Raw genomic sequence first — 22,743 nt, 5'->3', positions numbered from 1 at the left:
ATGACGAACTCCATTCACGCCGGCAACGACGGCGCCTCGGGCCAGAGCTCACGGCTCGACGCCGGCAATAGCGACACTCCTGGCGACCGCTCACACATTGGTCAGCCTGGCCAACGAGTCGTGGCGTCGTCCTCATCGGGCAAAACCGCAGCCACCTCGCTCGACGGCACGCCAACGCTCGCCCGCAACGTGATCCATTTTGTCCGCCTGCTGCGCGGCGCCGGCTTGCCGATGTCGCCCGCGCAAGCCGTCGATGCGCTCGCCGCGCTGCACTGGATCGATCTGGGCCGCCGCGACGACGTGCGCGCCGCGCTCGCGGCGTCGCTGGTTTCAGCGCCCAACGAGCGCGATCTGTTCAACGCCGCATTCGACCTGTTCTGGCGCGATCCCAATTGGGAAGGCAAGCTGCGCGCGCTGCTTCTACCGAAGGTTCGCGACGGCCTGCCGCCGCCCAAACGCAACAACCGTCTCGCCGACGCGCTGGCCGTGCGCGCGCCGCGGTCAGCGCATAACAGGGCGCCGCAGGAAACCGAGCAGCACGAACTGCATGCGCACGTCACCTTCAGCGCGGAAGAACGCCTGCGTCATCGCGATTTCGATACCCTTTCCGCCGATGAGTGGCGCACCTTGCGTCATCTGATTCGCGGCCAGCGTCTGCCGCTCGCAACCGAGCCGACGCGCCGCCTGAAAGCCGCTTCCCACGGCACGCATGCGGACCTGCGCGCGAGTGCCCGCCACGCCGTGCGTGCGGGCGGCGACTGGACAGTGTGGAAGTATCGCGCGGTGGTCGAACGCAAACCGCCGCTCGTGCTGCTGCTCGACATTTCCGGCTCGATGAGCAGCTATTCGCGCGCGGTGCTGTATTTCTGCCATGCGCTGCTGCAGTCGCGCGAACGCCTGCAGGTGTTTCTGTTCGGCACGCGCCTCACCAACGCGACACGCGCGCTGCGCGAGCGCGATCCCGACGTGGCGATTGCGACGCTCACCGAGCAGGTGGTCGACTGGTCCGGCGGCACGCGGATCGGCGCGGCGCTCGCCGAATTCAACCGCCGCTGGGCACGGCGGGTGCTCACCGGACGTGCCACGGTGCTGCTCGTCACTGATGGCCTCGATCACGAAGCGATCGACGTGCTCGACGCCGAGATGGCTCGTCTGCACCGCTTCGCTCACCGTATCGTGTGGCTCAATCCGCTGCTGCGTTTCAGCGGTTTTTCTCCGAAGGCGCGCGGCGTGCAGGCCATCCTGCCGTATGTCGATGCGCATCGGCCGGTTCATAATCTGGACAGCCTGACGGCGTTCGGCCGCGACCTCGCGCAACTCACGCGCGCGCCTCTTCGCAGCGTCGGCGCGAGGGCCGTAGGAGCGACTTCATGGAATTGACCGAAACCCATGTGCTACCCGTTTCGCAGCAAACCGCGTGGGACGCGCTGAACGACACGGAAATGCTGCGCGCCTGCATTCCCGGCTGCGAAAGCATCGATCCGGACGGCGAGAACGCCTATCTGGTGGCACTGAGCGCCGCGGTCGGCCCGGTCAAGGCGCGTTTCAAGGGACGCATGCAACTCATCGACATCGAGGCGCCCAACTCGTACAGCATCGTGTTCGAAGGCCAGGGCGGCGCGGCAGGGTTCGCCAAGGGCAACGCGCACGTTTCGCTCGAAGCCGATGGCGAGGCCGCCACGAAGCTCAGCTATACGGCGCATGCGCAGGTCGGCGGCAAGCTCGCGCAGATCGGCTCGCGGCTCGTTGACGGCGCGGCGCGTAAAATCGCAGGCGAATTCTTCAAGCGCTTCGGCGCCCGGCTGGGCGGCTCGGGTGACGGTAACGGTGATGGCGCGGCGGCCCCGGACGCCAAGGAAAATGCAGCCGATCAAACGGTGCCGCACAATACAGCATCGACTGACGCTGCGGACGGTGAATCCGGCGGCGACGCAACGAAAAGGAAGAAATCATGGACAGCGTGGATCTCGAAGTCCTGAAGTCCAGCGCACGTTGGCTGGAAGAGGGACATCGCGCGCTACTGGTAACGGTGGTGAAGACATGGGGCTCGTCGCCGCGTCCCGAGGGCGCAATGCTCGCAGTGCGCGACGATGGGCTCGTGGTGGGCTCGGTGTCGGGCGGCTGCATCGAAGACGATCTGATCGACCGCGTGCGGCAACGGGGTATCGAGCAGACGCTGCCCGAAGCGGTCAAATACGGCATCACCGCGGAAGAAGCGCATCGCTTCGGCCTGCCGTGCGGCGGCACGATCCAGCTGGTGCTGGAACCGCTGACGCTGCACAGCGGCATCGCCGACCTGTGCGGCGCGGTGGAGAACGGGCGCCTCGTGGCCCGCGAAGTGAATATGGCAACCGGCGCGGCGCGGCTGGAAAGCGCGCAGGCAACGGACGGCGTGCATTTCGACGGCGCTCGTCTGCTGACGATTCACGGCCCGCGCTACCGCATGCTGGTGATCGGCGCGGGGCAGTTGTCGCGCTATCTGTGCCATATCGCGGTTGGGCTCGACTATCAGGTCACTGTGTGCGATCCGCGCGAGGAATACACCGAGGAGTGGAACATTCCCGGCACGAAGATCGTGCGCACCATGCCCGACGACACGGTGATCGAGATGAAGCTCGACGAGCGCTGCGCGGTGATCGCCCTGACGCACGACCCGAAGCTCGACGATCTCGCGCTGATGGAAGCGTTGAAAACGCCCGCGTTTTACGTCGGCGCGTTGGGTTCGCGACGAAACAATCAGGCGCGGCGCGAGCGCCTCAAGGAGTTCGATCTGAACGATACGGAGTTGGGCCGCCTGCACGGACCGGTCGGCATTTATATCGGCAGCAGAACGCCGCCGGAGATCGCGGTTTCGATTCTTGCCGAAGTGACGGCGGCCAAGAACGGTGTGTCCCTGCCGACCTTGCTTCAGGTCGAAGGCGCCAAGGCTGCGCGGGAAATTGCCGCTTCGGGCGGAACGGCGTGTAGCGTTTAACGGAAATCTGCCTGCGCGCGGCGCGCTGTTCTCAGCCGCCGCGACGCAGAGCACCGCAGAGTCAGAGCAACTCAGCGCGGCGCAACAATCCGCTCACATCAAGCCGCAAACCACGGCAGCGATCACCGACCCGCCCACCAGCACGACGCCCACCACGCGGCGCCTGTTCAACTCGGTCCACAGCAGAACGCCGGTCAGCGAAAGCAGAATCATGCTGCCGGCGATCGTATCGATCAGCAACACCCAGCCGACGCTCAGTCCCACGCCTTTGTGCAGGTTGTTCATCGTCGAAAGAAACGAGTTCTGCGTGCGTTTCACCGCGACGAAGCCGTTGCCCACCCAGTATTCGGCCTGCACGCTCTGCGACGGTCCCATGATGCCGACCTGCCAGAATTCCGGCTGCATCGTGCTGCGATCGCCCCACGCCACCGGATGTGCCGGCTCGCGCTTCGTCCTGCCCGGCTTGCCGTCTATTTTCAACTCGGCTTTGAGCCACTTCGCCATCTCCATCGGCGAACGCAGCGGCTGTTGCGGAACGGGAATCTGCATTTGCTCGACTTGCGGCTCGCCCGACGAGACCTTCAGCGGGCCGCCGCGGTGGTTCAGCAGAAACCCGGTCACACCGAACAGCAAGCCCAGCACCGCGCCCCACAGGCCGACCCAGCCGTGCACCTTGCGCAGCCACTTGATGAAATTCGCGCGCCGCGAGCGCTGACGCCGCGCCGCCTGTTCGGCGTCGTCCATCAGATTTTGGCCGCGTTCCGGCGTGTGAGCCGTGTATTGCGTGCCGTGACCGGCGGCGGGTTTCATGTCGATGTCGATCGAGTCAGGCGCATTCAAATCCGGGCTCCAGGCGCAGCAAGTCGATCCATCGCCGTCACGCGGCGACAAAGCGCATGCTCACCCGGCAGTGGTCGAGGGAAGTATCGAAAAGGGAGTGCCGGACAACCCGGCTTGCGGTCCGGGCCGTCCGGCTGAGAGGCTGGCTGGCGGTCACAGAGGAGGAGAATGTGACAGAAAGCTGGCGACGCCTTTCAATTGAGAATGGATATCATTACATAATTAAGCGATTTACTCAATCACAACGCGCGGCATCCGCTTGACATCGGCGCGGCGCGCCCCGACTCTAGCTGGCGATCCCGCCAACGTTCAGTTCGGACACCAGCCTGCCATGCGCCTTTCTTCCCTGGTCTGTCTTGCCTCCTTCGGCTGGCTTGCCGGCATCCACGGCGCGGGGGCGGGCGTCGCGGCCAGACTGGACGATCCCTATACCAACGAAGGCGAGACGCAGACCTTCACCGTCAACGCGGACGGCTCCTATTCGAAGCTCGATTCGATGACACTGCTTGTGAACAACGAAGCAGGCGTCGCGCGGGTCGCGCAGCAATATGTCTGGTTCAACCGCAACATGGCGGACGTGCAGATCATCGAGGCCTACACGATCACTGCCGACGGCGTACGTCACGACGTGCAGCCCGAGCAGATCCGCGACGTCCAGGAAGCCCGCTCGTTCGACGCGCCGATGTTTCAGGACATTCAGGAAAAGGTGATCGTGTTTCCCGCCGTGGAGCCGGGCGCGCGCGTGCATCTCACCTATCGCAAGACGCAGAAGCAGCCGATCGTGCCGGGCGAATTCAGCGACTTCACGCCGCCCGATCTCGCGCCCACGCACAACTTCTGCCTGATCTACGATCTGCCCGCCGGTAAGCCGCTTTATGCCGATGCGCGCGGCTTCACCGTCGCGCAGCCCATAACGCGCGACGGCCGCACGCGCTACGAATATCGCTACGACAAGGCGCATTTCAGCCGCCTGGAGCGCGGCTCGGTTGCGTACGTGTCGTATGGCGACCGGCTGATGGTCTCGACCTTCCCGGACTATGCCGCGTTCGCCGCGACCTACCGGGAATCCGCAGCGGACCCGAGCGCGCACGATGCCGCCGTCACGCGTCTCGCGCAACAGCTCACCGCGCGCGACCACACGCCGCGCGACAAAGCCAAAACGCTGTACGACTGGGTACGCCGCAATGTGCGCTACGTGGCTATCAACGTCGGACGCGGCGCGGTGGTGCCGCACAGCGCGAGCGCAGTCCTCGCGAACCGCTACGGCGATTGCAAGGATCACGTCGCGCTTTACGGCGCGTTGCTCGACGCGGCCGGCGTGCGCAACGAGCCGGCCTTGATCAGCAGCGGCACGATCTACACGCTGCCGAGCGTGCCGGGTTACGGCGTCATCAATCACATCATCACGTGGCTGCCGGATTTGCAGCAATACGCCGATTCGACCGCATCGAATGTCGAATTCGGTTTTCTGCCGCCCTCCGACATGAACCGGCCGACCGTGCTCGTCGGCGAGGGTATGCTCTCGCGCACGCCCGCCACCGCGCTCCTGACGCGCAGCACCGACCTGTCGATCAAGGTCGAACCGGATGGCTCGGCAAGCTTCACGTATCGGCTGGAGGCGGCCGGCGCTTCCGCCGAACAGACGCGCGCCATGTTACGCACGCAAACACCCGCACAGCGCGAGGATTCGATTCAGGCGGAATTGCGCGGCGCCAACCTGCGCGGCACCGCTACGCTCACCACGAATGACCTCACCGTGGCCGACGGCCCGCTCACCATCACGATGAAAGGCACGCTGGAAAGTCTCGTGGTGCCCGGCGCGGCGGCGTCGATTCCGGCGCTGACGAGTCTGGCCGGCGGCTTCGAGGCGGATACGCGTTACTGGCTTGGCGAGCGACAGCGCACGCAGCCGTTCATCTGTCGCAACCAGGCGCTGCATGAACGCGCGCGCATCGAGTTGCCCGCCAATTTTCGCGTGCTCGACATGCCGGAGGCGAAGCGGACCCAGGACCGCCTTGTCGATTTCCAGTCGCAGTACACGTTCGATCCGCACAGCAACGTGGTCACGATGACGCGCGACGGCGCCACGCATTTCGATAGCGACGTCTGCACACCCGACGACTTCGAGCAGATGCGCCCCGCGATCGAAGCCATCGGGCGCGACGTGCGTGCGGAAGTGATTGTCAGATCGACGCTAGTGGAGTCATCGAGTGTTGCTTCGCAGGCGCCGTGAGCGCCGGCGAAAGCGCATGCCTTCGCCGGGGATGCGCTCAAACGGGCCAGAGCGGCCCTTCCTGCATCGCGCCGATCTGCTCGCGTAATTCGAGGATGCGGTCTTCCCAGTAACGCTGCGTGTTGAACCACGGAAACGCTGCGGGAAACGCCGGGTCGTCCCAGCGACGCGCGAGCCACGCCTGATAGTGAATCAGCCGCAGCGTGCGCAATGCTTCGACCAGATAAAGTTCGCGCGGCTCGAAGTCGCAGAAGTCTTCGTAACCGGCGAGCAGATCCGCCAGCGCGCGTGACGCTTCTACGCGCTCGCCCGGCAGCAACAGCCACAAATCCTGCACCGCCGGTCCCATGCGGCTGTCGTCGAAGTCGACGAAATGCGGCCCTGCGTCTGTCCACAACACGTTGCTCGGATGACAGTCGCCATGCATTCGCAACATGCGGATATCGCCGGCCCGCTCGTACGCACGTTCCACGCCTTCGAGCGCGAGATTGACCACGGTTTCCCATGCGGTGCGCACGTCGTCCGGCACAAAACGGTGAGAGAGCAGGAAGTCGCGCGGCTCGTAGCCGAAGGTATGAATATCCAGAGTAGGACGTTCGACGTAATTCTGCGTCTGACCAACCGCATGGATGCGGCCGATGAAACGCCCGAGCCATTCCAGCGTGTCGGGCCGGTCGAGATCCGGCGCGCGGCCGCCGCGACGCTCGAAGATCGAGAAGCGAAAGCCGTCGAAGCTATGCAGCGTGCGGCCTTCGAAAGTGAGCGCAGGCACCGCTGGAATTTCGCGGGAAGCGAGATCGGCAACGAAAGCATGTTCTTCGAGAATCGCGGCGTCGCTCCAGCGCTCGGGTCGATAGAACTTCGCGACCACCGGCGGACCATCTTCCACGCCGACCTGGTACACGCGGTTCTCGTAGCTGTTGAGCGGCAGCATGCGGCCGTCGGTGCGCACGCCGACTGTGCCGAGCACGCCGTCGAGCGCGTCGAGCACGATTTCCGGCTTGAGCCGGGCGAAAGGCACAGCGCTGTCCGCGCGGTCCTGTGGATCGAGGATGTCGTCGTTCATGCCCGCATTGTGCGCCGCGCCGGCGTCAAAGACGAGGGCGACAACGCACAACGCGGCGCAACCCGCGGCTTACAACTCGCACACGGCTTGCACTCGAACGGCCTTCAATGCATCTGCGCGCTCGACGGTCGCACCAACTCGCCCGTATCGATCAGGTCTTCAAGGAAAAAGGGTTCAGTGTTCAGTTGCAGCGAAGCGCCGGGCTCGCCGGCATACCACGCCACCATTGCCATGTCGCCGAGAATGCGCATGACGATCCCGCGCGCGCCTTGCGGCACGGCGATATGCACCGATCGGACAATGGAACCGATTTGCATGATGTTTCCCCGTTTCTCCCATAGCCGGCTTTATGATTTCCTTGCCGGTCAAGGTGATGATAAAAGCGTCGCTCCGCCGATAACGTTGCGTACGCACCCAATCTGCTGCGCGTGATACGCGTGAGAGGTTCGAGTCACTGTTCCCGTTTTGCGGGGCCGGGGAAAGCGCGAACTCGAGGCTGCAGACTCAACATTCTTTACCCGTCGTTTCGCCCTATTCCCATTACGGCGCGGCGGACCGATGATTCGGAGCGTAACGCGTCGCAATAAGGTCATCATAAACCCTGCCGGGGTGAGATATCAAAAACGTGCACCAACCAGACCATTTGCTCGATCCGACCGCTGGGCCGGCCTGCTCGCGCCGCTGCGGCGGCCGTTACGCGCATTGTGTCCGGCATGCGTGGCACGCGCGCGACATCTCTTCGCACGGCTTTGAGCGGTTGAACTAGTCATGTGGATCGTTCGTCTTGCGCTACGGCGCCCGTATACGTTCGTCGTCCTGGCGCTGCTATTGCTGATCGTCGGACCTTTGACGATCCTGCGCACGCCGACCGACATCTTCCCCAATATCGACATTCCAGTGCTCTCGGTGATCTGGTCGTACAACGGCCTGCCCGCCGACGAGATGGAAAAACGCATCGTGCTGAATTACGAGCGCGGGCTCTCGGTGGCAGTCAACGATATCGAGCACACCGAGTCGACCTCGCTGAACGGCATCGCGGTGATCAAGATCTTTTTCCAGCCGCACGCGAATATCGACGAGGCGCTCGCCGAAGTCACCGCGCTGTCACAAACGCAATTGCGCTCGCTGCCGCCCGGCATCACGCCGCCGAATATCCTGCGCTACAACGCTTCGACGGTGCCGATTCTGCGGCTCGCGCTGTCGTCCGCGTCGCTCACCGAGCAGGAGCTATACGACTTCGGCAACAACTTCCTGAAGACCCAGCTCGCCACCGTGCCGGGCGCTTCCGCGCCGCTGCCGTACGGCGGCAAACAACGGCAGATCATGGTCGATATCGATTCGCGCAAATTGCAGGAGCGCAATCTTTCGCCGCTGGACGTGGTCAACGCGGTCACCGCACAGAATCTGATCCTGCCTTCCGGTACCGCCAAAATCGGTTCAACGGAATACTCGGTGGAAATGAACGGCAGCCCGGATTCGCTGGCAGGCCTGAACAATATTCCGATCCGATCCACGGCTAACGGCACCGTTTATATTCGCGACGTCGCTCATGTACGCGACGGTTTCCAGCCGCAAACCAATATCGTGCGCGTGAACGGCCAGCGCGCGGCGCTCCTGACCATCAACAAGAGCGGCAATACGTCCACGCTCGAAATCGTCGATCGCATCAAGACGTTGATGCCGACGTTGCGCAATCTCGTGCCCGCCTCTCTGAATATCGACCCCGTTGCCGACCAGTCGCTGTTCGTGCGCGCTTCCGTGCAAGGCGTGCTGCGCGAGGCGCTGATCGCTGCCTGCCTGACCGGCCTGATGATTCTGCTGTTCCTCGGCAACTGGCGCGCCACGCTGATCATCGCCGTGTCGATTCCGCTGTCGATGATCACCTCGATCATCGCGCTCTCCCTGCTCGGCGAAACCATCAACATCATGACACTCGGCGGGCTTGCGCTCGCGGTCGGCATTCTGGTGGACGATGCGACGGTGGCGATCGAAAACATCAGCCATCAACTCGAACAGGGCAAGACGCTCGAACAGGCGATTCTCGACGGCGCGCATCAGATTGCGATTCCGACGCTGGTGTCGACCTTGTCCATCTGCATCGTCTTCGTGCCGATGTTTCTGCTCACGGGCGTCGCGCACTATCTGTTCATTCCGCTGGCCGAGGCGGTGGTGTTCGCCATGCTGGCGTCGTATTTCTTCTCGCGCACGCTCGTGCCGACGCTCGCGAAATACCTGCTGCGCTATCACCATAAACCCGCGGACCTGCATCACACCCCGGCGCAAACGCGCAATCCGTTCATGCGCGCGCACTACGCATTCGAAGGCGGCTTCGCGCGTTTGCGCGAGCGCTATCGCGTGTTTCTCGAAGCGCGCGTCGCGCGGCCGGGCCTGTTCGTGACGCTGTTTCTTGTTTGCTGCGGCGCCTCGATGTTGCTGATGCCGTTTCTCGGCCGCGACTTTTTCCCGGCTGTGGACGCCGGCACGATCGCGCTGCATCTGCGCGCGAAAACCGGCATGCGGGTGGAGGAGACCGCGGTCGTCACCGATCGCGTCGACACACGTATCCGTCAGTTGATACCGGCGGGCGAGCTGCATTCGATCATCGACAACATCGGCTTGCCGGTCTCGGGTATCAACCTCTCGTACAGCAACACCGGCACGATCGGCACCTCGGACGCCGACGTGCTGATCACGCTCAATCCCGACCATCATCCGAGCGCGGACTACGTGCGCACGCTGCGGCGTACGCTCACCGACGAATTCCCCGGCGTGCAGTTCGCCTTCCTGCCCGCGGATATCGTCAGTCAAACGCTCAACTTCGGCATGCCGTCGCCGATCGACATTCAGATCGTGGGCCGTGAAGTGGCCGGCAATCGCGCATTCGCCGCGAAGTTGCTGAACCGTCTGCGCACGGTGCCCGGTCTCGTCGACGCACGCATCCAGCAGCCCGCCGATCTGCCGCGTATCTTTATCGACGTGGACCGCACGCGTGCGCAGCAAGCCGGCTTCTCGCAACGCGACATTGCGAGCAATCTGCTGATCACGCTATCGGGCAGCCAGCAAACCACGCCGACGTTCTGGCTCAATCCGCGCAACGGCGTGAGCTACAACGTGATCACGGAAGCCCCGCAATACACGATCGATTCACTGCAATCGCTCGCGAACATTCCGCTGAACGCGAACGGCCGCAGCAATATTCTCGGTTCGCTCGCCATCATGAAGCGCGAAGCAGGCAACGCCACGCTCACCCACTACAACGCGCAGACCACCATCGATATTTTCGGCACCGCCGACGGCCGCGATCTCGGCGGCGTGTCCGACGACATCCGCAAGATCATCGACGACGCCAAGGCCGATCTGCCCAAAAGCTCGACTATCGAAGTGCGCGGCCAGGTGCAGACCATGAACGATTCGTTCTCCGGCCTGTTCGCCGGTCTGGTGTTCGCGATTCTGTTGGTGTATCTGCTGATCGTGGTGAATTTCCAGTCGTGGCTCGATCCGTTCATCATCATCACCGCGCTGCCGGGCGCGCTCGCCGGTATCGTATGGATGCTGTTTCTCACGCACACCACGCTGTCGATTCCTGCGCTCACGGGTGCGATCATGTGTATAGGCATTGCCACCGCCAACTCGATTCTCGTGATCAGCTTTGCGCGCGAGCAGTTGCTCGAACACGGCGACGCGGCCCGCGCGGCGATCGAAGCGGGCTTCACGCGCTTTCGTCCGGTATTGATGACAGCGCTCGCGATGGTGATCGGCATGGTGCCGATGGCGATCGGTCTCGGCGAAGGCGGCGAGCAGAATGCGCCGCTCGGGCGCGCGGTGATCGGCGGTCTGACGATCGGCACGCTGGCAACGCTGATCTTCGTGCCGGTGGTGTTTTCGATGATCTACCGGCGACTCGCGGCACGACGCCTGCGTGCAGCCGAGCACGTGGTGCAGAAGCCATGATGTGCAGCGCCGCGGCGATCGTGTCGGCAACAGCGGCAATAGCAGGCAGCACGAGAGGCAGCTTCGACTGCCCGAGCATCTTCACAGCAACCATTTTTGCACGGGAAGTTTGATGGAAGGACAACGTCCAGACAGTTCCGGCACCACGCGCGATCCGGCGAAGGCAAAGCGCGCACGCTGGATCGCCGTCGCGGTCGCCGTGGTGGTCATCGCGCTTGCGGCACAAGGTATCTGGTCGCGTCACGACGCGCACGCGGCGCTCGAACGCGATGCCGAGCACACCAGCCAGACCAGCGTCGAAGTCGTGCGGCCGCAGAAATCGACGGCCGGGCTCGATCTCGTGCTGCCCGGCAACGTGCAGGCGTTTCTCGACACGCCGATTTACGCGCGCACCAACGGCTATCTGAAGAAGTGGTACGCGGACATCGGCGCGCGGGTGAAAAACGGCCAGTTGCTGGCGGAGATCGACACGCCGGAAGTGGACGATCAACTGCGCGCGGCCCGCGCCGAACTCGCAAACGCCGACGCCAACTATGCGCTTGCGAAGAGCACCGCCGGGCGCTGGACCGACATGCTGAAAAGCAAATCGGTCTCGAAGCAGGAAACCGACGAAAAGGTCGGCGACATGCTCGCAAAGAAAGCCACGCTCGACGCTGCACGCTTCAACGTGGCGCGACTCGAGAAAACGCAGTCGTTCCAGAAAGTGTATGCGCCGTTCGACGGCATCGTGACCGCGCGCAATGTCGATGTCGGCGCGCTGATCGACGCGGGCAGTTCGGGCGGCCCTGCGAAGGAGCTGTTTCACGTCGCGCAGGCGGATCGGCTGCGCGTCTATGTGAACGTACCGCAGGCCTACGCGCAGCAGGTTCGCGCGCGGCAAGCCGCGTTCCTGACGCTGACCGAGACGCCGTCCCGACATTATCCGGGCACCGTGGCGCGCACCGCGGGCGCCGTCGATCCGCAACAGCGCACGATGCTGGTGGAAGTCGACGTCGACAACCGTAACGGCGATTTGCTGCCGGGCGCGTATGCTCAAGTGCACTTCGAGTTGGGCACGGGCGCGGCGCCATTCACGCTGCCTGGCAACGCGCTGCTGTTCCGCCCGGATGGCGTGAAAGTCGCGACCGTCGACGCGCAGCACAAGGTAAAGCTGATCGCGGTGTCGCTGGGAACGGACTTCGGCACGCGTGTCGCGATTGCATCCGGCCTGCAGGGCGATGAGCGGGTGATCCTGAATCCGCAGGACTCGATCATCGACGGCGCGCCGGTGCGGATCGTGGCTGCGAAAGCGGGAACTGCCACGGGCGCGTCAGGAGCGACCGGTGCTTCCGGCGCGGCGGCGGGTGGTGAGGGCGCGGCAGGCGCGTCCGGCGCAGCGGCGAGCCGCGACGGTGCCGCAAGCGCCAGCGGCGCAGCCGCGGGCAATGATCGGGTGGCGGGCGGCTCGAACGCTGTTGCGGCAGACACGCCAACCACGCATGTCGCCGCGTCGCTGTCCGTAAAGGCATCATCATGAACGCGCCGGCATCCCGTCGCCGTTTCGTCGTGCGGCCGCTGCGGCGCGTCTCGCTGCATGCGTGCGCCTTGACACTCGCAGGCGCGTGCGCACTCACCGCGTGCACCGTCGGCCCCGACTACGTGAAGCCGACCGCGACCACCGCCGCAACCTACAAGGAACTCGACGGCACCGGCTGGAAACCCGCGCAACCCGCCGACACGTTCACACGCGGCGCGTGGTGGAGCGTCTACGCGGACCCGTCGCTCGACGCTCTCGAACAGCAGGTCGCGAGCGCGAATCAGAACGTGCAGGCTGCCGAAGCGCGCTTTCGCGCCGCCCGTGCCACCGTCGCGCAATATCGTTCGAGTTTCTTCCCGCTCGTCAGCGCGACCGGTGCCTATTCGCGCGCCCGTTCATCGGAGAACGTACTGCACAAATCGACCGCGGGTCTCACGCTGAACGACTACCTCGTGCAAGCCGACGCGTCGTGGGAACCCGACCTGTGGGGCCGCGTGTCACGTAGTGTCGAAGGCGCGAAAGCCGAAGCGCAGGCAAGCGACGCCGACACACAAGCCGCGCTGCTGTCGATGCAGGCCGAACTCGCCACCGACTACTTCGAGCTGCGCGGACTCGATCAGGAGCGCCGACTGCTCGACGACACGATCGAGGCCTACAGGCAAGCGCTGGAGCTGACGCAGCACCGCTACGCCGGCGGCATCGCCACGGACGCCGATGTCGCGCAGGCGCAGACGCAGTTGAAAACCACCCAGGCGCAAGCGCTCGACCTCGGCGTGCAGCGCGCGCAGCTCGAACACGCGATCGCGATTCTGATCGGCCAGCCGCCTTCCACGTTTGCGCTGCCGGTTGCGCCGCTCGCGGCGGTGCCGGTCGTCGCGGCGGCGGGCGTGCCGTCTGAGTTGCTCGAACGGCGCCCCGACATTGCGGCGGCGGAACGGCGCGTCGCCGAGATGAACGCGCAGATCGGCGTGGCGACGGCGGCGTTTTTTCCGAACCTCGTTTTGTCCGTGACGGGTGGCCTCGAAGCGACCAACTACAGTCAATGGTTGCTGGCGCCGAGCCGGCTGTGGTCGCTCGGGCCGACGTTGGCCGGAACGCTGCTCGACTTCGGCGGACGCGCCTCCGTCAAAGAACAGGCCCGCGCGCACTACGACGAAAGCGTCGCGCAATACCGGCAGACCGTGCTGACCGCCTTCGGCCAGGTCGAGGACAATCTCGCCGCCCTGCGCGTGCTCGAGCAGGAAGCGAGCGCCCAGGACGACGCGGTGAGAGCCGCGCAACGTGCGCTGGCGGTCGTATCGGACCGCTATAGGAACGGCGCGATCACCTATCTCGACGTGGTGGTCGCGCAAACCACCGCGCTCACCAACGAACGCGACGCCGTGTCGATCGCGCGACGTCGCATGGCCGCGAGCGTGGCGTTGATCAAGGCGCTGGGCGGCGGCTGGAACGAGTCCGCGCTGCCGACGGATGAACAGATCGTGCATCCGTCCACACCCGCGAGCGATGCCGCGGCGCGTGGGTAGCCGGGGGGGTTGTCGATGCAGCGAAAGGGCGCCGGGCACGGCGCCTGGTGGCGTCGTGGTGGCGTCGTGGTTGCGTCGGGGTGGCGCCGTGGTCCCGGCGTGGTCGCGGCTCGCAGCGCGCTCCAGCGACCCGCTCCGCCTCTTTTCAGCGTATCCTTAACTCCCTTTTTCTCCTTTGCAACCCGCTTCCGCCGTGCCCGACATCCCCTACCTCGAACGCGGCACGCGCGCGTACTGGCGCGCCAGCATCGCGCTGCTGTTCGCCGGCTACGCCACGTTCTCGCTCCTTTATTGCGTACAGCCGCTGCTGCCGTCGTTTTCCACAGCGTTCAACGTGACGCCGGCCCAAAGCAGCCTGTCGCTCTCATTGACCACGGCCGCGCTCGCGCTTGCCGTGTTCGTTGCCGGCTTCATCTCCGAAGGCTGGAGCCGTCACAAGCTGATGACGCTGTCGCTCACCATTTCCGCGCTGGCAACCATCGGCGTGTCGATCGCTCCGCAATGGCATCAACTGCTCGTGCTGCGCACACTCGAAGGTCTCGCGCTCGGTGGCGTGCCCGCCGTCGCGATGGCCTATCTCGCGGAAGAAGTGCACCCCGACGGCCTTGGCCTCGCGATGGGACTCTATGTCGGCGGCACGGCGATCGGAGGGATGGCCGGGCGCGTGATTACCGGCGTCGTCGCGGATCTGTTTTCGTGGCGCGTGGCGATCGGGACGATCGGCGTGCTCGGCCTTCTGTCCATGCTCGCGTTTCGCGCGCTGTTGCCGCCGTCGCGTCATTTCGTGCCGCGGCGTGGACTCGGCTTCATGCATCACCGTACCGCGCTGCTCAAGCAGTTCACTCGACCCGGCCTGCCTCTGCTGTTCCTGCTCGGCTTCGTGCTGATGGGCAGCTTCGTCACGCTGTACAACTACATCGGCTACCGGTTGCTGGCGCCGCCGTACCGGTTGGATCAGACGGAAATCGGCGCGATCTTCGTCGTGTATCTGACGGGTGTGGTGGCCTCGCCGTGGTCGGGACGCATGGCCGATACTTTCGGCCGCGCACGCGTGCTCACCGCCAGCCTGCTGTTGATGGCGTTCGGTCTCGCGCTCACCATGCTGCATCCGCTGACGGCGATTGCGGCCGGCATTGCGTGCGTGACATTCGGCTTCTTCGCCGGACACTCGGTGGCAAGCGGCTGGGTCGGACGTCTCGCCAAAGATGCCAAAGGTCAGGCCGCGGCGCTCTATCTGCTCGCGTATTACATCGGCTCGAGCGTGGTGGGCTCGTATGGCGGCCACATGTGGACGAGCTACGGATGGAACGGCGTCGCCGGACTGGTCGGCGCGTTGCTCGTCATCGGCCTGGTTGCGGCGGCGCGTCTGCGCAGACGTGAGCAGCCTCGCGCATGATCGCTCGATGACCCAACGCGCATTGAATGACGCCTGAAAGTAAGGCCCGCGTAAGCAAACGCTTCATCTTTTTCGACGTATTTGCTGCGCCGCGGCAATCGCGGCGGCCCATGCGCTGCCGGGTTCAGCGGCTTGCGAATAGCCGCTGCAACGCCGCAAGGCGTCGTTATATCGACCGGACTGTCTCCTATACTCAAATCGAGCGTGGGCGGTGCATGACTCCATAAATCGAGCCGCCGCCTTCGCCGGAAATATAAAGGAGACGAGAATGACGACCTACTTCACGATCGGCGATTTCATCCTGGTCATTCCGATGGCGTTGGCCGGGGCTTTGTTTGTCGGTGCGCTTCCCTGCAAGACGGAATTCCGGCACAACGCGCTGCGCGTGCTGGGTGCGCTGATCGGCGTGGTGTTCGCGGTGGTGCTGGTGGAAGGTTTGCCGGCGCTCGTCTAGATGAAAAAAGCCGCCCGTGGGCGGCTTTGCTGCTTCTATGGCGTGAAAGACGACGACGCGGGAATCAGATCGCCTGATCCGTCGACGGCTTTTCCCACAGGTTGATTCCGCCTTCGGTCGCGTAGCGGTCGATCTCGGCCAGTTCGTCCTTCGAGAACGCAAGGTTCTTCAGCGCGCCGACGTTTTCACGCACCTGCTCCGCGCGGCTTGCGCCGATCAGCACGGACGTCACGCGCGGATCGCGCAGCGCCCACGCGAGCGCCATCTGCGCGAGGCTCTGCCCGCGACGTTGCGCGATGTCGTTGAGCTTACGCACGTGCTCGATGTTCTGCGGGCTCAGATGCTCCTGCTTCAACGAACCGCCACCCGGCTTGTTGACGCGCGCGTCTTCCGGCACGCCGTTCAGATATTTGCCCGTGAGCAGACCCTGAGCCAGCGGCGTAAACGCGATGGCGCCCGCGCCGGCCTTCGCCAGCGCGTCCAGCAACTCGTGCTCGATCCAGCGATTGAGCATGTTGTACGAAGGCTGATGAATCAGCAGCGGCACCTTGTATTCGGCGAGCAGTTTCGTCATCTCGAGCGTCTTGCTTGCCGAGTACGACGAAATACCGATGTACAGCGCCTTGCCCTGCTGCACGGCGCTCGCCAATGCACCCGCGGTTTCTTCGAGCGGCGTATCGGCATCGAAACGATGCGAATAGAAAATATCGACGTAGTCGAGGCCCATACGTTGCAGGCTCTGATCGAGACTCGCGAGCACGTATTTGCGCGAGCCGCCGCCTTGACCGTACGGACCCGGCCACATGTCCCAACCGGCCTTCGACGAAATCAGCAGTTCATCGCGATACGGCTTGAAGTCGTCCTTGAAGAGGCGGCCGAAGTTGGTTTCGGCGCTGCCGTACGGCGGCCCATAATTGTTGGCGAGGTCGAAGTGCGTGATACCCAGGTCGAAAGCCGTGCGCAGGATGTCGCGCTGCGTGGAGATCGGCGTGGTGTCGCCGAAGTTGTGCCACAGACCGAGCGACAGCGCCGGCAGTTTGAGACCCGACTTGCCGCAGACGCGGTACTGCATATCTGAATAGCGTTCTGAAGCTGCTTCGTAAGCCATTGCTAGTGTCCTTGATGTTGAAGGCGCCCGACCGGTGCGGGCATGGGCAATTGCATGCTGCGGGAGGCGTGCCGCTTTATTTTTGTAGCTAGGGATGCGGCCAGACCGCTATGGTAGCGAATCGACGTGGTGCATGCAGACGCCCAGTATGCGGGATGGACGATTGCTTGCGGCTCCCCTACACTTTGCCCGATTCAGGCTGACGGGAGAGATAGATGACGAAGGCGATTTCCATCGCATTGATTGTCGGCGGTATCGTGCTGCTGTATTTCGGCGGGCAGGCGTTCAATTCGGTGAGCAGCGACGTCTCGCGCGTCTTTACCGGCTCGCCGACCAACAAGGCGATCCTGCTGATCGTGGGCGGCGTGGTGGCGACGATCGCCGGCCTGACGGGCATGGCTTTGTCGGGACGCAAGCGATAACAGCGTGTGCGGCTACGCGGCGCTTGCGATATCGGGGTACAGGGACCGCAAGCGCCGCCGCGAAAAACCGAAAAACCTGGAACCGAAAAAAATCTAGAACGCCACCTCGGGCTTCGCAGCCGAGCGGGTTCCCGGCAGCGGCACGTTGCTCGCGCCGTGATAGGTGTACACCAGCGAAAACTTCACCTGATCGGTGATGTTCTTGCCGGCTGAATGCAGCGTATTGCAATGGAAGAACACCACGTCGCCGGCCTTGAGCTCAGGTGACACCGCAGTGCGAATCCATCCCTGATTCTCTTCCAGATCGGAGCGGAAGAATTTGGCCTGATCGAACCGGTCGGACGTAAACGCGGCGCTGTGCGACTTCGGCACCATCCACAGCGCGCCGTTATCCACCGTCTCCGAACCGAGCGCGAGCCACACCGAAACCAGATCGTCGCGCTCGAACGACCAATACCGCACGTCGCGATGCCAGCCGGTCAAACTGCCGTACGCAGGATGCTTGGTCATCATGCAGTTATGGTGCGCGCGCGACAGGCGCGGCTCTTCACCGAAATACAACTCCATCCAGCCGCGAATTTCCGGCGCGGTCGCCCAGCGCGCAAAACTCGGATGACGTGCGTACGCATCCAGCAGCCGCCGCACCGTATGGCCGCCCGCTGCCTGCCTGGACACCGGCGCGCCGGGATATTGCAGATCCGCTTCGAACTCGATCGGCGCGGCTGCCTCTTCCAGTTGGCGCTGCGCGATCTGTTTCAGTTCTTCGCAGCGCTCGGCCGACACCAATCCGGGCACCACGACAAAACCCTGCTCCCGCAACGTTTGAATCTGCTCTTTCTTGGAATGAAGTGACATGGCGTTCCGTTACTGTCGACTAGCCGATGCTCGATTGTAAAACGGGCGCGATCGCCGAGTGTGCTGTTTCACGATCTGAAAGCGCAGCCTTTCGCACTACTTTCAGGCGCGCCGCTCAATTTCGCGGCACTTCGAATGGGCAAGCGCGCACGATAATCGCCCCAAAAGGGCACGACCCGCCGCCGCGATCCACGATTTCCCTCGGAAAAACCCGCATTCGCAGGGTAAAAACCGACTTTCTGACGTCACGAATCGCGTGTAACCTGCGCTGCATGTTGATCGCCATTCCCGCACTTTTGCGCCGCGTCGAGGCCGACAAGGCCGACTCCGCTGTATTCCGTGCACTTTTCCATCGAATTCGAGGCTTTCGCGCCGTTCATTGCGACATCGCCATTGGCACATTTGGTGCTCTTCATGGCGCACACTCCGTCGCGCGACACGTTGCCTACCAGTGAAGCCATGCATACTCTCCTGAGCACCCGTCTTACCCGCGCCGCACTGAAAGCGGCGCGTCCGGCGCGTCGCCATGTCGTGCGCGCGCTGCGTCACCATGCCACACGCGCGCGCGCGTTGGGCGAACAGTGGCGCGATGCCAAAGCCGTCGACGGCATTCGCACCTGGTTCAATACGTTCTTCTCCGCGCTGCGCCTGCAAGGCAGTTCGCGCCGCTTTTCGCTGCGCACACTGCTGCGCAAACCCACGCCGCTGCGCCTCGCCGCGCCGCGCGCAGCGGTTGCCGTGCCGCAGAACTCGAGTCGCCGTCCGCGTCGTATGTCGACGAATGGCAGCACCGGCTGGTTCGCGTTCGCGTTTGCGAGCCGTTAAGGCGCCCGAGTACAGAACGCGCTGCCGGACCTGGCGCGGCTCAAGTGCCGTACTGACTGAGGACGCGACATGACTTCGCGGCTGGTGAAGCCCGCGGTCGATAGCGTGGCCATTCAGTTCATGGACTGGCGAAGGCGATAAAAAACCCCGCCCGGCTCAATGCGCCGGGCGGGGTTTTTTGCTTAACGAAGGACGGCTTGCGCTTACTCTGCGAGCGCGGCAACCGGTTCCGTGCCGGCGGCTTCGGCGAGCGCCAACGCCTTGTCCGTGGATTCCCACGTGAATTCCGGCTCTTCGCGGCCGAAGTGACCATAGGCGGCGCTCTTCTCGTAGATCGGGCGCAGCAGGTCGAGCATCTGGATGATGCCCTTCGGACGCAGGTCGAAATGCTCCTGCACCAGACGCGTGATGACCGCATCCGACACGCGGCCGGTGCCGAACGTGTTGACCATCACCGAAGTCGGCTGGGCGACGCCGATCGCGTACGAAACCTGGATCAGGCAGCGCGAAGCCAGGCCCGCGGCCACGATGTTCTTCGCGACATAACGGCCGGCGTAGGCCGCCGAACGGTCGACCTTCGACGGATCCTTGCCCGAGAACGCGCCGCCACCGTGCGGTGCGGCACCGCCGTACGTATCGACGATGATCTTGCGGCCGGTCAAACCGCAATCGCCTTGCGGACCGCCGATCACGAAACGACCGGTCGGGTTCACGAGGAACTTGATGTCGCCCTTGATGAGGTCGGCCGGCAGCGTCGGCTTGATCACTTCTTCGATCACGGCTTCGCGCAGCGTGTCCAGATCGATGTCCGGCGAATGCTGCGTGGACAGCACCACGGTGTCGATGGAATGCGGCTTGCCGTCGACATAACGCACGGTGACCTGCGACTTCGCGTCCGGACGCAGCCAGGACAGACGGCCGTCACGGCGCAGATTCGCCTGACGCTCCACCAGACGGTGCGACAGGTGGATCGGCAGCGGCATCAATTCCGGTGTTTCTTCGCACGCGTAACCGAACATCAGGCCCTGATCGCCGGCGCCTTGATCGAGGTTGTTGTCGTGCGCGCGGTCCACGCCCTGGGCGATGTCCGGCGATTGCTTGTCGTACGCGACGAGCACGGCGCAGCCGCGATAGTCGATGCCGTAGTCGGTGTTGTCGTAACCGATGCGCTTGATCGTGTTGCGTGCGACCTGGATGTAATCGACGTTGGCGGTCGTGGTGATTTCACCGGCCAGCACGACGAGACCCGTGTTGCACAGCGTTTCCGCAGCCACACGCGAGTATTTGTCCTGAGCCAGGATGGCGTCGAGAATGGCGTCGGAAATCTGATCCGCGACCTTGTCGGGATGGCCTTCGGAGACGGATTCGGAAGTGAAGAGATAGTCGTTTGCCACGTTGCAGACTCCTGTTTTGTGGTTACGGTTGAGTTTCACGTAGCCAGCTTCGGGAGCCTTGAAGCGGCGACGCTTTAGCGGATTACCTTACCAGGAGGCGCAAATCACATGGTTTGCAGCCGCCGGCTTCGCCCCGCAAGTTGTCTATTAACTCGGCGAAGCATTTATTATAGCGACTTCCTCAGATTGTCACAGAGTGTCTACGAGTGCGGTATTACGTCAACTTCTCCGCTTTGCTGAAGCCCGTCACGCGCAACGCCTCTTTTCAGGAGGCGGCATGCTGAGCCGCTATGGCGCAAAACTCGCGATCGGGTTGCTGAAACTGTTTGCGCTGTTGCCTTATGGCCTGATCGCCCGTCTCGGCGACGGCCTCGGCTGGTTGCTGTATCAGATCCCGAGCCGGCGCAAACGCATCGTCCATATCAATCTGAAGCTGTGCTTCCCCGAATGGAGCGACGAGCGCCGCGAAGACGTCGCGCAGAAGCATTTCCGCCACGCGATCCGCAGCTATCTCGAACGCAGCGTGCAGTGGTTCGGCTCGGCGAAGAAGCTCGAAAAATTGATCCAGCTCGACAGCGCGATCGATCTGACCGACCCGAATCTGCCGCCCACGCTGTTTCTTGGCTTTCACTTCGTCGGTATCGAGGCCGGCTCGATCTTCCTGAACTATTCGCTCAGGCGTCAATGCGGCTCGCTCTATCAGCCCATGTCGAATCCGGAGCTCGAGGCAGTCGCCAAAGCGGCGCGCGCGCGTTTCGGCGCGGACATGGCGAGCCGCGCCGACAGCGCGCGCATCGTGCTGCGCTGGCTGCGCGAGCGCAAACCGGTCATGCTCGGCGCCGATATGGACTACGGCGCGCGCAATTCCACCTTCGTGCCGTTCTTCGGCGTGCCGACCTGCACGCTGACCGCGGTGGGGCGTCTGGCCAAGGTCGGGCACGCGCAGGTCGTGCCGTTCATCGGCGAAGTGCTGCCGAACTACAAAGGCTACCGGCTCAAGGTATTCAAGCCGTGGGAGAACTACCCGACCGGCGACGACGACGCGGACGCCCGCCGCATGAACGCCTTTCTCGAAGAGCAGATTCCGTTGATGCCCGAGCAGTACTACTGGGTGCACAAGCGCTTCAAGACCCGGCCGCCCGGCGACCCGAGCGTGTATTGAACCCGAACGGCCGCCCACGCGGCCTGTGCGGAACGCAACCCGACGCGGAAAAAATATGGCGTTCGGCTCACCTGCGGGCGCGTCACTTACAATAGCGTGATGAAACTGAAATTCACCAAAATGCACGGCGCGGGCAACGACTTCGTCGTGCTCGACGGCTACACCCAACCGGTCAACCTGACGCCGGCGCAGGTGCGCGCGCTCGCGGACCGGCATTTCGGCGTCGGCGCCGACCAGCTGCTGCTGGTCGAAAAGCCCACGGTGGCCGGTGTCGATTTCAGATATCGCATCTTCAATTGCGACGGCGGCGAAGTCGAGCATTGCGGCAACGGCGCGCGCTGCTTCGTCAAGTTCGTGCGCGAGCGCGGCCTCACCGATCAACGCAGCGTGCGCGTGCAGGTACAGAAGGGCACCGTCACGCTGACCATGCAGGAAAACGGCGAAGTGCTGGTCGACATGGGCACGCCCGTGTTCGACCCGGAACGCGTGCCGTTCGCCACCAAAGGCCTCGAAGGCCGCCGCGAAGGTGCGGACACGCTCTGGCCGCTCGACGTGAGCGGCACGACACGCTGGATTTCGGCGGTGTCGATGGGCAATCCGCACGCCGTGCAGGTCGTCGACGACGTCGAAGCGTTCCCGGTGCTGGTCGAAGGTCCGGTGATCGAGCGTCATGCGCGTTTTCCGCAGCGGGTGAACGCGGGCTTCATGCAGATCGTCGGCCGCAGTGAAATCAGGCTGCGCGTGTACGAGCGCGGCGCGGGTGAAACGCTGGCGTGCGGCACGGGCGCATGCGCGGCGGTCGCGGCCGGAATCCGGCGCGGGCGGCTCGATTCACCCGTGCTCGTGCACACGCACGGCGGCAATCTGACCATCTCGTGGGACAACACGCGAGAAGGTGAACCGCTGCTGATGGCCGGACCGGCTGTAACCGTTTTCGAAGGCGAGATCGAGCTGCCCGACTCATTAGCGGCTTCACAGGCCGCCTGAACTCATTGACCGACGCGCCGCCCCGAGGCGTCGC

The 22,743-nt window shown here is 63.9% G+C and carries 20 protein-coding genes; 13 read left to right on the top strand and 7 right to left on the bottom strand.

Annotated features, from left to right (window positions below; all coding sequences use genetic code 11):
- The 3 genes from PDMSB3_RS00800 to PDMSB3_RS00790 are packed head-to-tail and all read left to right on the top strand — an operon-like array spanning position 1 to position 2,974.
- Positions 1 to 1,380: a vWA domain-containing protein gene (locus PDMSB3_RS00800; protein WP_232064083.1), complete on the top strand. Its 1,380-nt coding sequence runs from the start codon at positions 1 to 3 to the stop codon at positions 1,378 to 1,380.
- Positions 1,371 to 1,979, top strand: a complete 609-nt coding sequence (locus PDMSB3_RS00795; RefSeq protein ID WP_007179659.1) for a CoxG family protein — start codon at positions 1,371 to 1,373, stop codon at positions 1,977 to 1,979. The genes PDMSB3_RS00800 and PDMSB3_RS00795 overlap by 10 nt, the downstream gene beginning before the upstream one ends.
- Positions 1,952 to 2,974 (top strand): XdhC family protein, encoded by a 1,023-nt coding sequence (locus PDMSB3_RS00790; protein WP_165184272.1) that lies wholly within the window; start codon positions 1,952 to 1,954, stop codon positions 2,972 to 2,974. Before PDMSB3_RS00795 ends, PDMSB3_RS00790 begins: the two co-directional genes overlap by 28 nt.
- A 93-nt stretch (positions 2,975 to 3,067) precedes the next feature.
- Here PDMSB3_RS00790 and PDMSB3_RS00785 read toward each other — a convergent pair whose 3' ends face one another.
- Complete coding sequence (locus PDMSB3_RS00785; protein WP_007179661.1) at positions 3,068 to 3,814, bottom strand: PepSY-associated TM helix domain-containing protein; 747 nt, start codon at positions 3,812 to 3,814, stop codon at positions 3,068 to 3,070.
- Positions 3,815 to 4,145: 331 nt separating this feature from the next.
- Here PDMSB3_RS00785 and PDMSB3_RS00780 point away from each other — a divergent pair, with 331 nt between their 5' ends.
- The gene (locus PDMSB3_RS00780; protein ID WP_165184269.1) at positions 4,146 to 6,047 is read left to right on the top strand and encodes a DUF3857 domain-containing transglutaminase family protein; all 1,902 of its coding nucleotides are present in this window, start codon (positions 4,146 to 4,148) and stop codon (positions 6,045 to 6,047) included.
- A gap of 37 nt (positions 6,048 to 6,084) precedes the next feature.
- Here the strand turns inward: PDMSB3_RS00780 and PDMSB3_RS00775 are convergent, their stop codons facing one another.
- Positions 6,085 to 7,113, bottom strand: coding sequence for a serine/threonine protein kinase (locus PDMSB3_RS00775; RefSeq protein WP_007179663.1), 1,029 nt, complete (start codon positions 7,111 to 7,113; stop codon positions 6,085 to 6,087).
- A 104-nt stretch (positions 7,114 to 7,217) separates the two neighbouring features.
- On the bottom strand, positions 7,218 to 7,430 hold the full coding sequence (locus PDMSB3_RS00770; RefSeq protein WP_007179664.1) for a hypothetical protein: 213 nt from the start codon (positions 7,428 to 7,430) through the stop codon (positions 7,218 to 7,220).
- Positions 7,431 to 7,881: 451 nt separating this feature from the next.
- On the opposite strand from PDMSB3_RS00770, the gene PDMSB3_RS00765 reads away from it, so the two are divergent.
- From PDMSB3_RS00765 to PDMSB3_RS00745, 5 genes are all read left to right on the top strand, one after another.
- Positions 7,882 to 11,064 carry an efflux RND transporter permease subunit gene (locus tag PDMSB3_RS00765; RefSeq protein ID WP_165184267.1) on the top strand — a complete coding sequence of 1,061 codons (3,183 nt, stop codon included), beginning with the start codon at positions 7,882 to 7,884 and terminating at the stop codon, positions 11,062 to 11,064.
- A 112-nt stretch (positions 11,065 to 11,176) separates the two neighbouring features.
- Positions 11,177 to 12,580, top strand: coding sequence for an efflux RND transporter periplasmic adaptor subunit (locus PDMSB3_RS00760; protein WP_165184264.1), 1,404 nt, complete (start codon positions 11,177 to 11,179; stop codon positions 12,578 to 12,580).
- Complete coding sequence (locus PDMSB3_RS00755; protein WP_165184262.1) at positions 12,577 to 14,106, top strand: efflux transporter outer membrane subunit; 1,530 nt, start codon at positions 12,577 to 12,579, stop codon at positions 14,104 to 14,106. The genes PDMSB3_RS00760 and PDMSB3_RS00755 overlap by 4 nt, the downstream gene beginning before the upstream one ends.
- Positions 14,107 to 14,299: 193 nt before the next feature.
- Positions 14,300 to 15,502, top strand: coding sequence for an MFS transporter (locus PDMSB3_RS00750; RefSeq protein WP_035517754.1), 1,203 nt, complete (start codon positions 14,300 to 14,302; stop codon positions 15,500 to 15,502).
- A gap of 268 nt (positions 15,503 to 15,770) precedes the next feature.
- The gene (locus tag PDMSB3_RS00745) at positions 15,771 to 15,956 is read left to right on the top strand and encodes a hypothetical protein (protein ID WP_007179669.1); all 186 of its coding nucleotides are present in this window, start codon (positions 15,771 to 15,773) and stop codon (positions 15,954 to 15,956) included.
- 64 nt (positions 15,957 to 16,020) lie between these two features.
- Here the strand turns inward: PDMSB3_RS00745 and mgrA are convergent, their stop codons facing one another.
- Positions 16,021 to 17,064 (bottom strand): L-glyceraldehyde 3-phosphate reductase, encoded by a 1,044-nt coding sequence (gene mgrA / locus PDMSB3_RS00740; RefSeq protein WP_165184259.1) that lies wholly within the window; start codon positions 17,062 to 17,064, stop codon positions 16,021 to 16,023.
- Positions 17,065 to 17,279: 215 nt separating this feature from the next.
- Between mgrA and PDMSB3_RS00735 the strand changes: the two genes are divergently transcribed.
- Positions 17,280 to 17,486 (top strand): DUF3185 family protein, encoded by a 207-nt coding sequence (locus PDMSB3_RS00735; protein WP_007179671.1) that lies wholly within the window; start codon positions 17,280 to 17,282, stop codon positions 17,484 to 17,486.
- 93 nt (positions 17,487 to 17,579) lie between these two features.
- Here PDMSB3_RS00735 and PDMSB3_RS00730 read toward each other — a convergent pair whose 3' ends face one another.
- The gene (locus PDMSB3_RS00730; RefSeq protein WP_007179672.1) at positions 17,580 to 18,341 is read right to left on the bottom strand and encodes a phytanoyl-CoA dioxygenase family protein; all 762 of its coding nucleotides are present in this window, start codon (positions 18,339 to 18,341) and stop codon (positions 17,580 to 17,582) included.
- Positions 18,342 to 18,586: 245 nt separating this feature from the next.
- Entirely contained in the window at positions 18,587 to 18,802 is a 216-nt protein-coding gene (locus PDMSB3_RS00725) for a hypothetical protein (protein ID WP_165184256.1), read from the bottom strand.
- Here PDMSB3_RS00725 and PDMSB3_RS00720 point away from each other — a divergent pair.
- On the top strand, positions 18,801 to 19,166 hold the full coding sequence (locus PDMSB3_RS00720) for a hypothetical protein (RefSeq protein WP_035517756.1): 366 nt from the start codon (positions 18,801 to 18,803) through the stop codon (positions 19,164 to 19,166). The genes PDMSB3_RS00725 and PDMSB3_RS00720 overlap by 2 nt on opposite strands.
- 203 nt (positions 19,167 to 19,369) lie before the next feature.
- On the opposite strand, the gene metK is transcribed toward PDMSB3_RS00720, so the two are convergent.
- Positions 19,370 to 20,560: a methionine adenosyltransferase gene (gene metK, locus PDMSB3_RS00715; RefSeq protein WP_007179674.1), complete on the bottom strand. Its 1,191-nt coding sequence runs from the start codon at positions 20,558 to 20,560 to the stop codon at positions 19,370 to 19,372.
- Positions 20,561 to 20,837: 277 nt separating this feature from the next.
- Here metK and PDMSB3_RS00710 point away from each other — a divergent pair, with 277 nt between their 5' ends.
- On the top strand, positions 20,838 to 21,722 hold the full coding sequence (locus PDMSB3_RS00710; RefSeq protein WP_007179675.1) for a lipid A biosynthesis lauroyl acyltransferase: 885 nt from the start codon (positions 20,838 to 20,840) through the stop codon (positions 21,720 to 21,722).
- A gap of 99 nt (positions 21,723 to 21,821) precedes the next feature.
- Entirely contained in the window at positions 21,822 to 22,709 is an 888-nt protein-coding gene (gene dapF, locus PDMSB3_RS00705; protein WP_007179676.1) for a diaminopimelate epimerase, read from the top strand.
- Positions 22,710 to 22,743 lie beyond the last annotated feature (34 nt).

This window comes from Paraburkholderia dioscoreae, assembly GCF_902459535.1.
Lineage (GTDB): Bacteria > Pseudomonadota > Gammaproteobacteria > Burkholderiales > Burkholderiaceae > Paraburkholderia > Paraburkholderia dioscoreae.
The sequence above is the reverse complement of the archived record's forward strand: the minus strand, read 5'-3'. Positions and strand labels throughout refer to the sequence as shown.

Coding starts and splice junctions, on each gene's coding strand:
- PDMSB3_RS00780 (WP_165184269.1), top strand. CDS start 4,146: ATGCGCCTTTCTTCCCTGGTCTGTCTTGCCTCCTTCGGCTGGCTTGCC.
- PDMSB3_RS00745 (WP_007179669.1), top strand. CDS start 15,771: ATGACGACCTACTTCACGATCGGCGATTTCATCCTGGTCATTCCGATG.
- PDMSB3_RS00720 (WP_035517756.1), top strand. CDS start 18,801: ATGCATACTCTCCTGAGCACCCGTCTTACCCGCGCCGCACTGAAAGCG.
- PDMSB3_RS00730 (WP_007179672.1), bottom strand. CDS start 18,341: ATGTCACTTCATTCCAAGAAAGAGCAGATTCAAACGTTGCGGGAGCAG.
- PDMSB3_RS00775 (WP_007179663.1), bottom strand. CDS start 7,113: ATGAACGACGACATCCTCGATCCACAGGACCGCGCGGACAGCGCTGTG.
- PDMSB3_RS00765 (WP_165184267.1), top strand. CDS start 7,882: ATGTGGATCGTTCGTCTTGCGCTACGGCGCCCGTATACGTTCGTCGTC.
- PDMSB3_RS00770 (WP_007179664.1), bottom strand. CDS start 7,430: ATGCAAATCGGTTCCATTGTCCGATCGGTGCATATCGCCGTGCCGCAA.
- PDMSB3_RS00760 (WP_165184264.1), top strand. CDS start 11,177: ATGGAAGGACAACGTCCAGACAGTTCCGGCACCACGCGCGATCCGGCG.
- PDMSB3_RS00710 (WP_007179675.1), top strand. CDS start 20,838: ATGCTGAGCCGCTATGGCGCAAAACTCGCGATCGGGTTGCTGAAACTG.
- PDMSB3_RS00790 (WP_165184272.1), top strand. CDS start 1,952: ATGGACAGCGTGGATCTCGAAGTCCTGAAGTCCAGCGCACGTTGGCTG.
- dapF (WP_007179676.1), top strand. CDS start 21,822: ATGAAACTGAAATTCACCAAAATGCACGGCGCGGGCAACGACTTCGTC.
- PDMSB3_RS00725 (WP_165184256.1), bottom strand. CDS start 18,802: ATGGCTTCACTGGTAGGCAACGTGTCGCGCGACGGAGTGTGCGCCATG.
- PDMSB3_RS00800 (WP_232064083.1), top strand. CDS start 1: ATGACGAACTCCATTCACGCCGGCAACGACGGCGCCTCGGGCCAGAGC.
- PDMSB3_RS00735 (WP_007179671.1), top strand. CDS start 17,280: ATGACGAAGGCGATTTCCATCGCATTGATTGTCGGCGGTATCGTGCTG.
- PDMSB3_RS00755 (WP_165184262.1), top strand. CDS start 12,577: ATGAACGCGCCGGCATCCCGTCGCCGTTTCGTCGTGCGGCCGCTGCGG.
- PDMSB3_RS00795 (WP_007179659.1), top strand. CDS start 1,371: ATGGAATTGACCGAAACCCATGTGCTACCCGTTTCGCAGCAAACCGCG.
- mgrA (WP_165184259.1), bottom strand. CDS start 17,064: ATGGCTTACGAAGCAGCTTCAGAACGCTATTCAGATATGCAGTACCGC.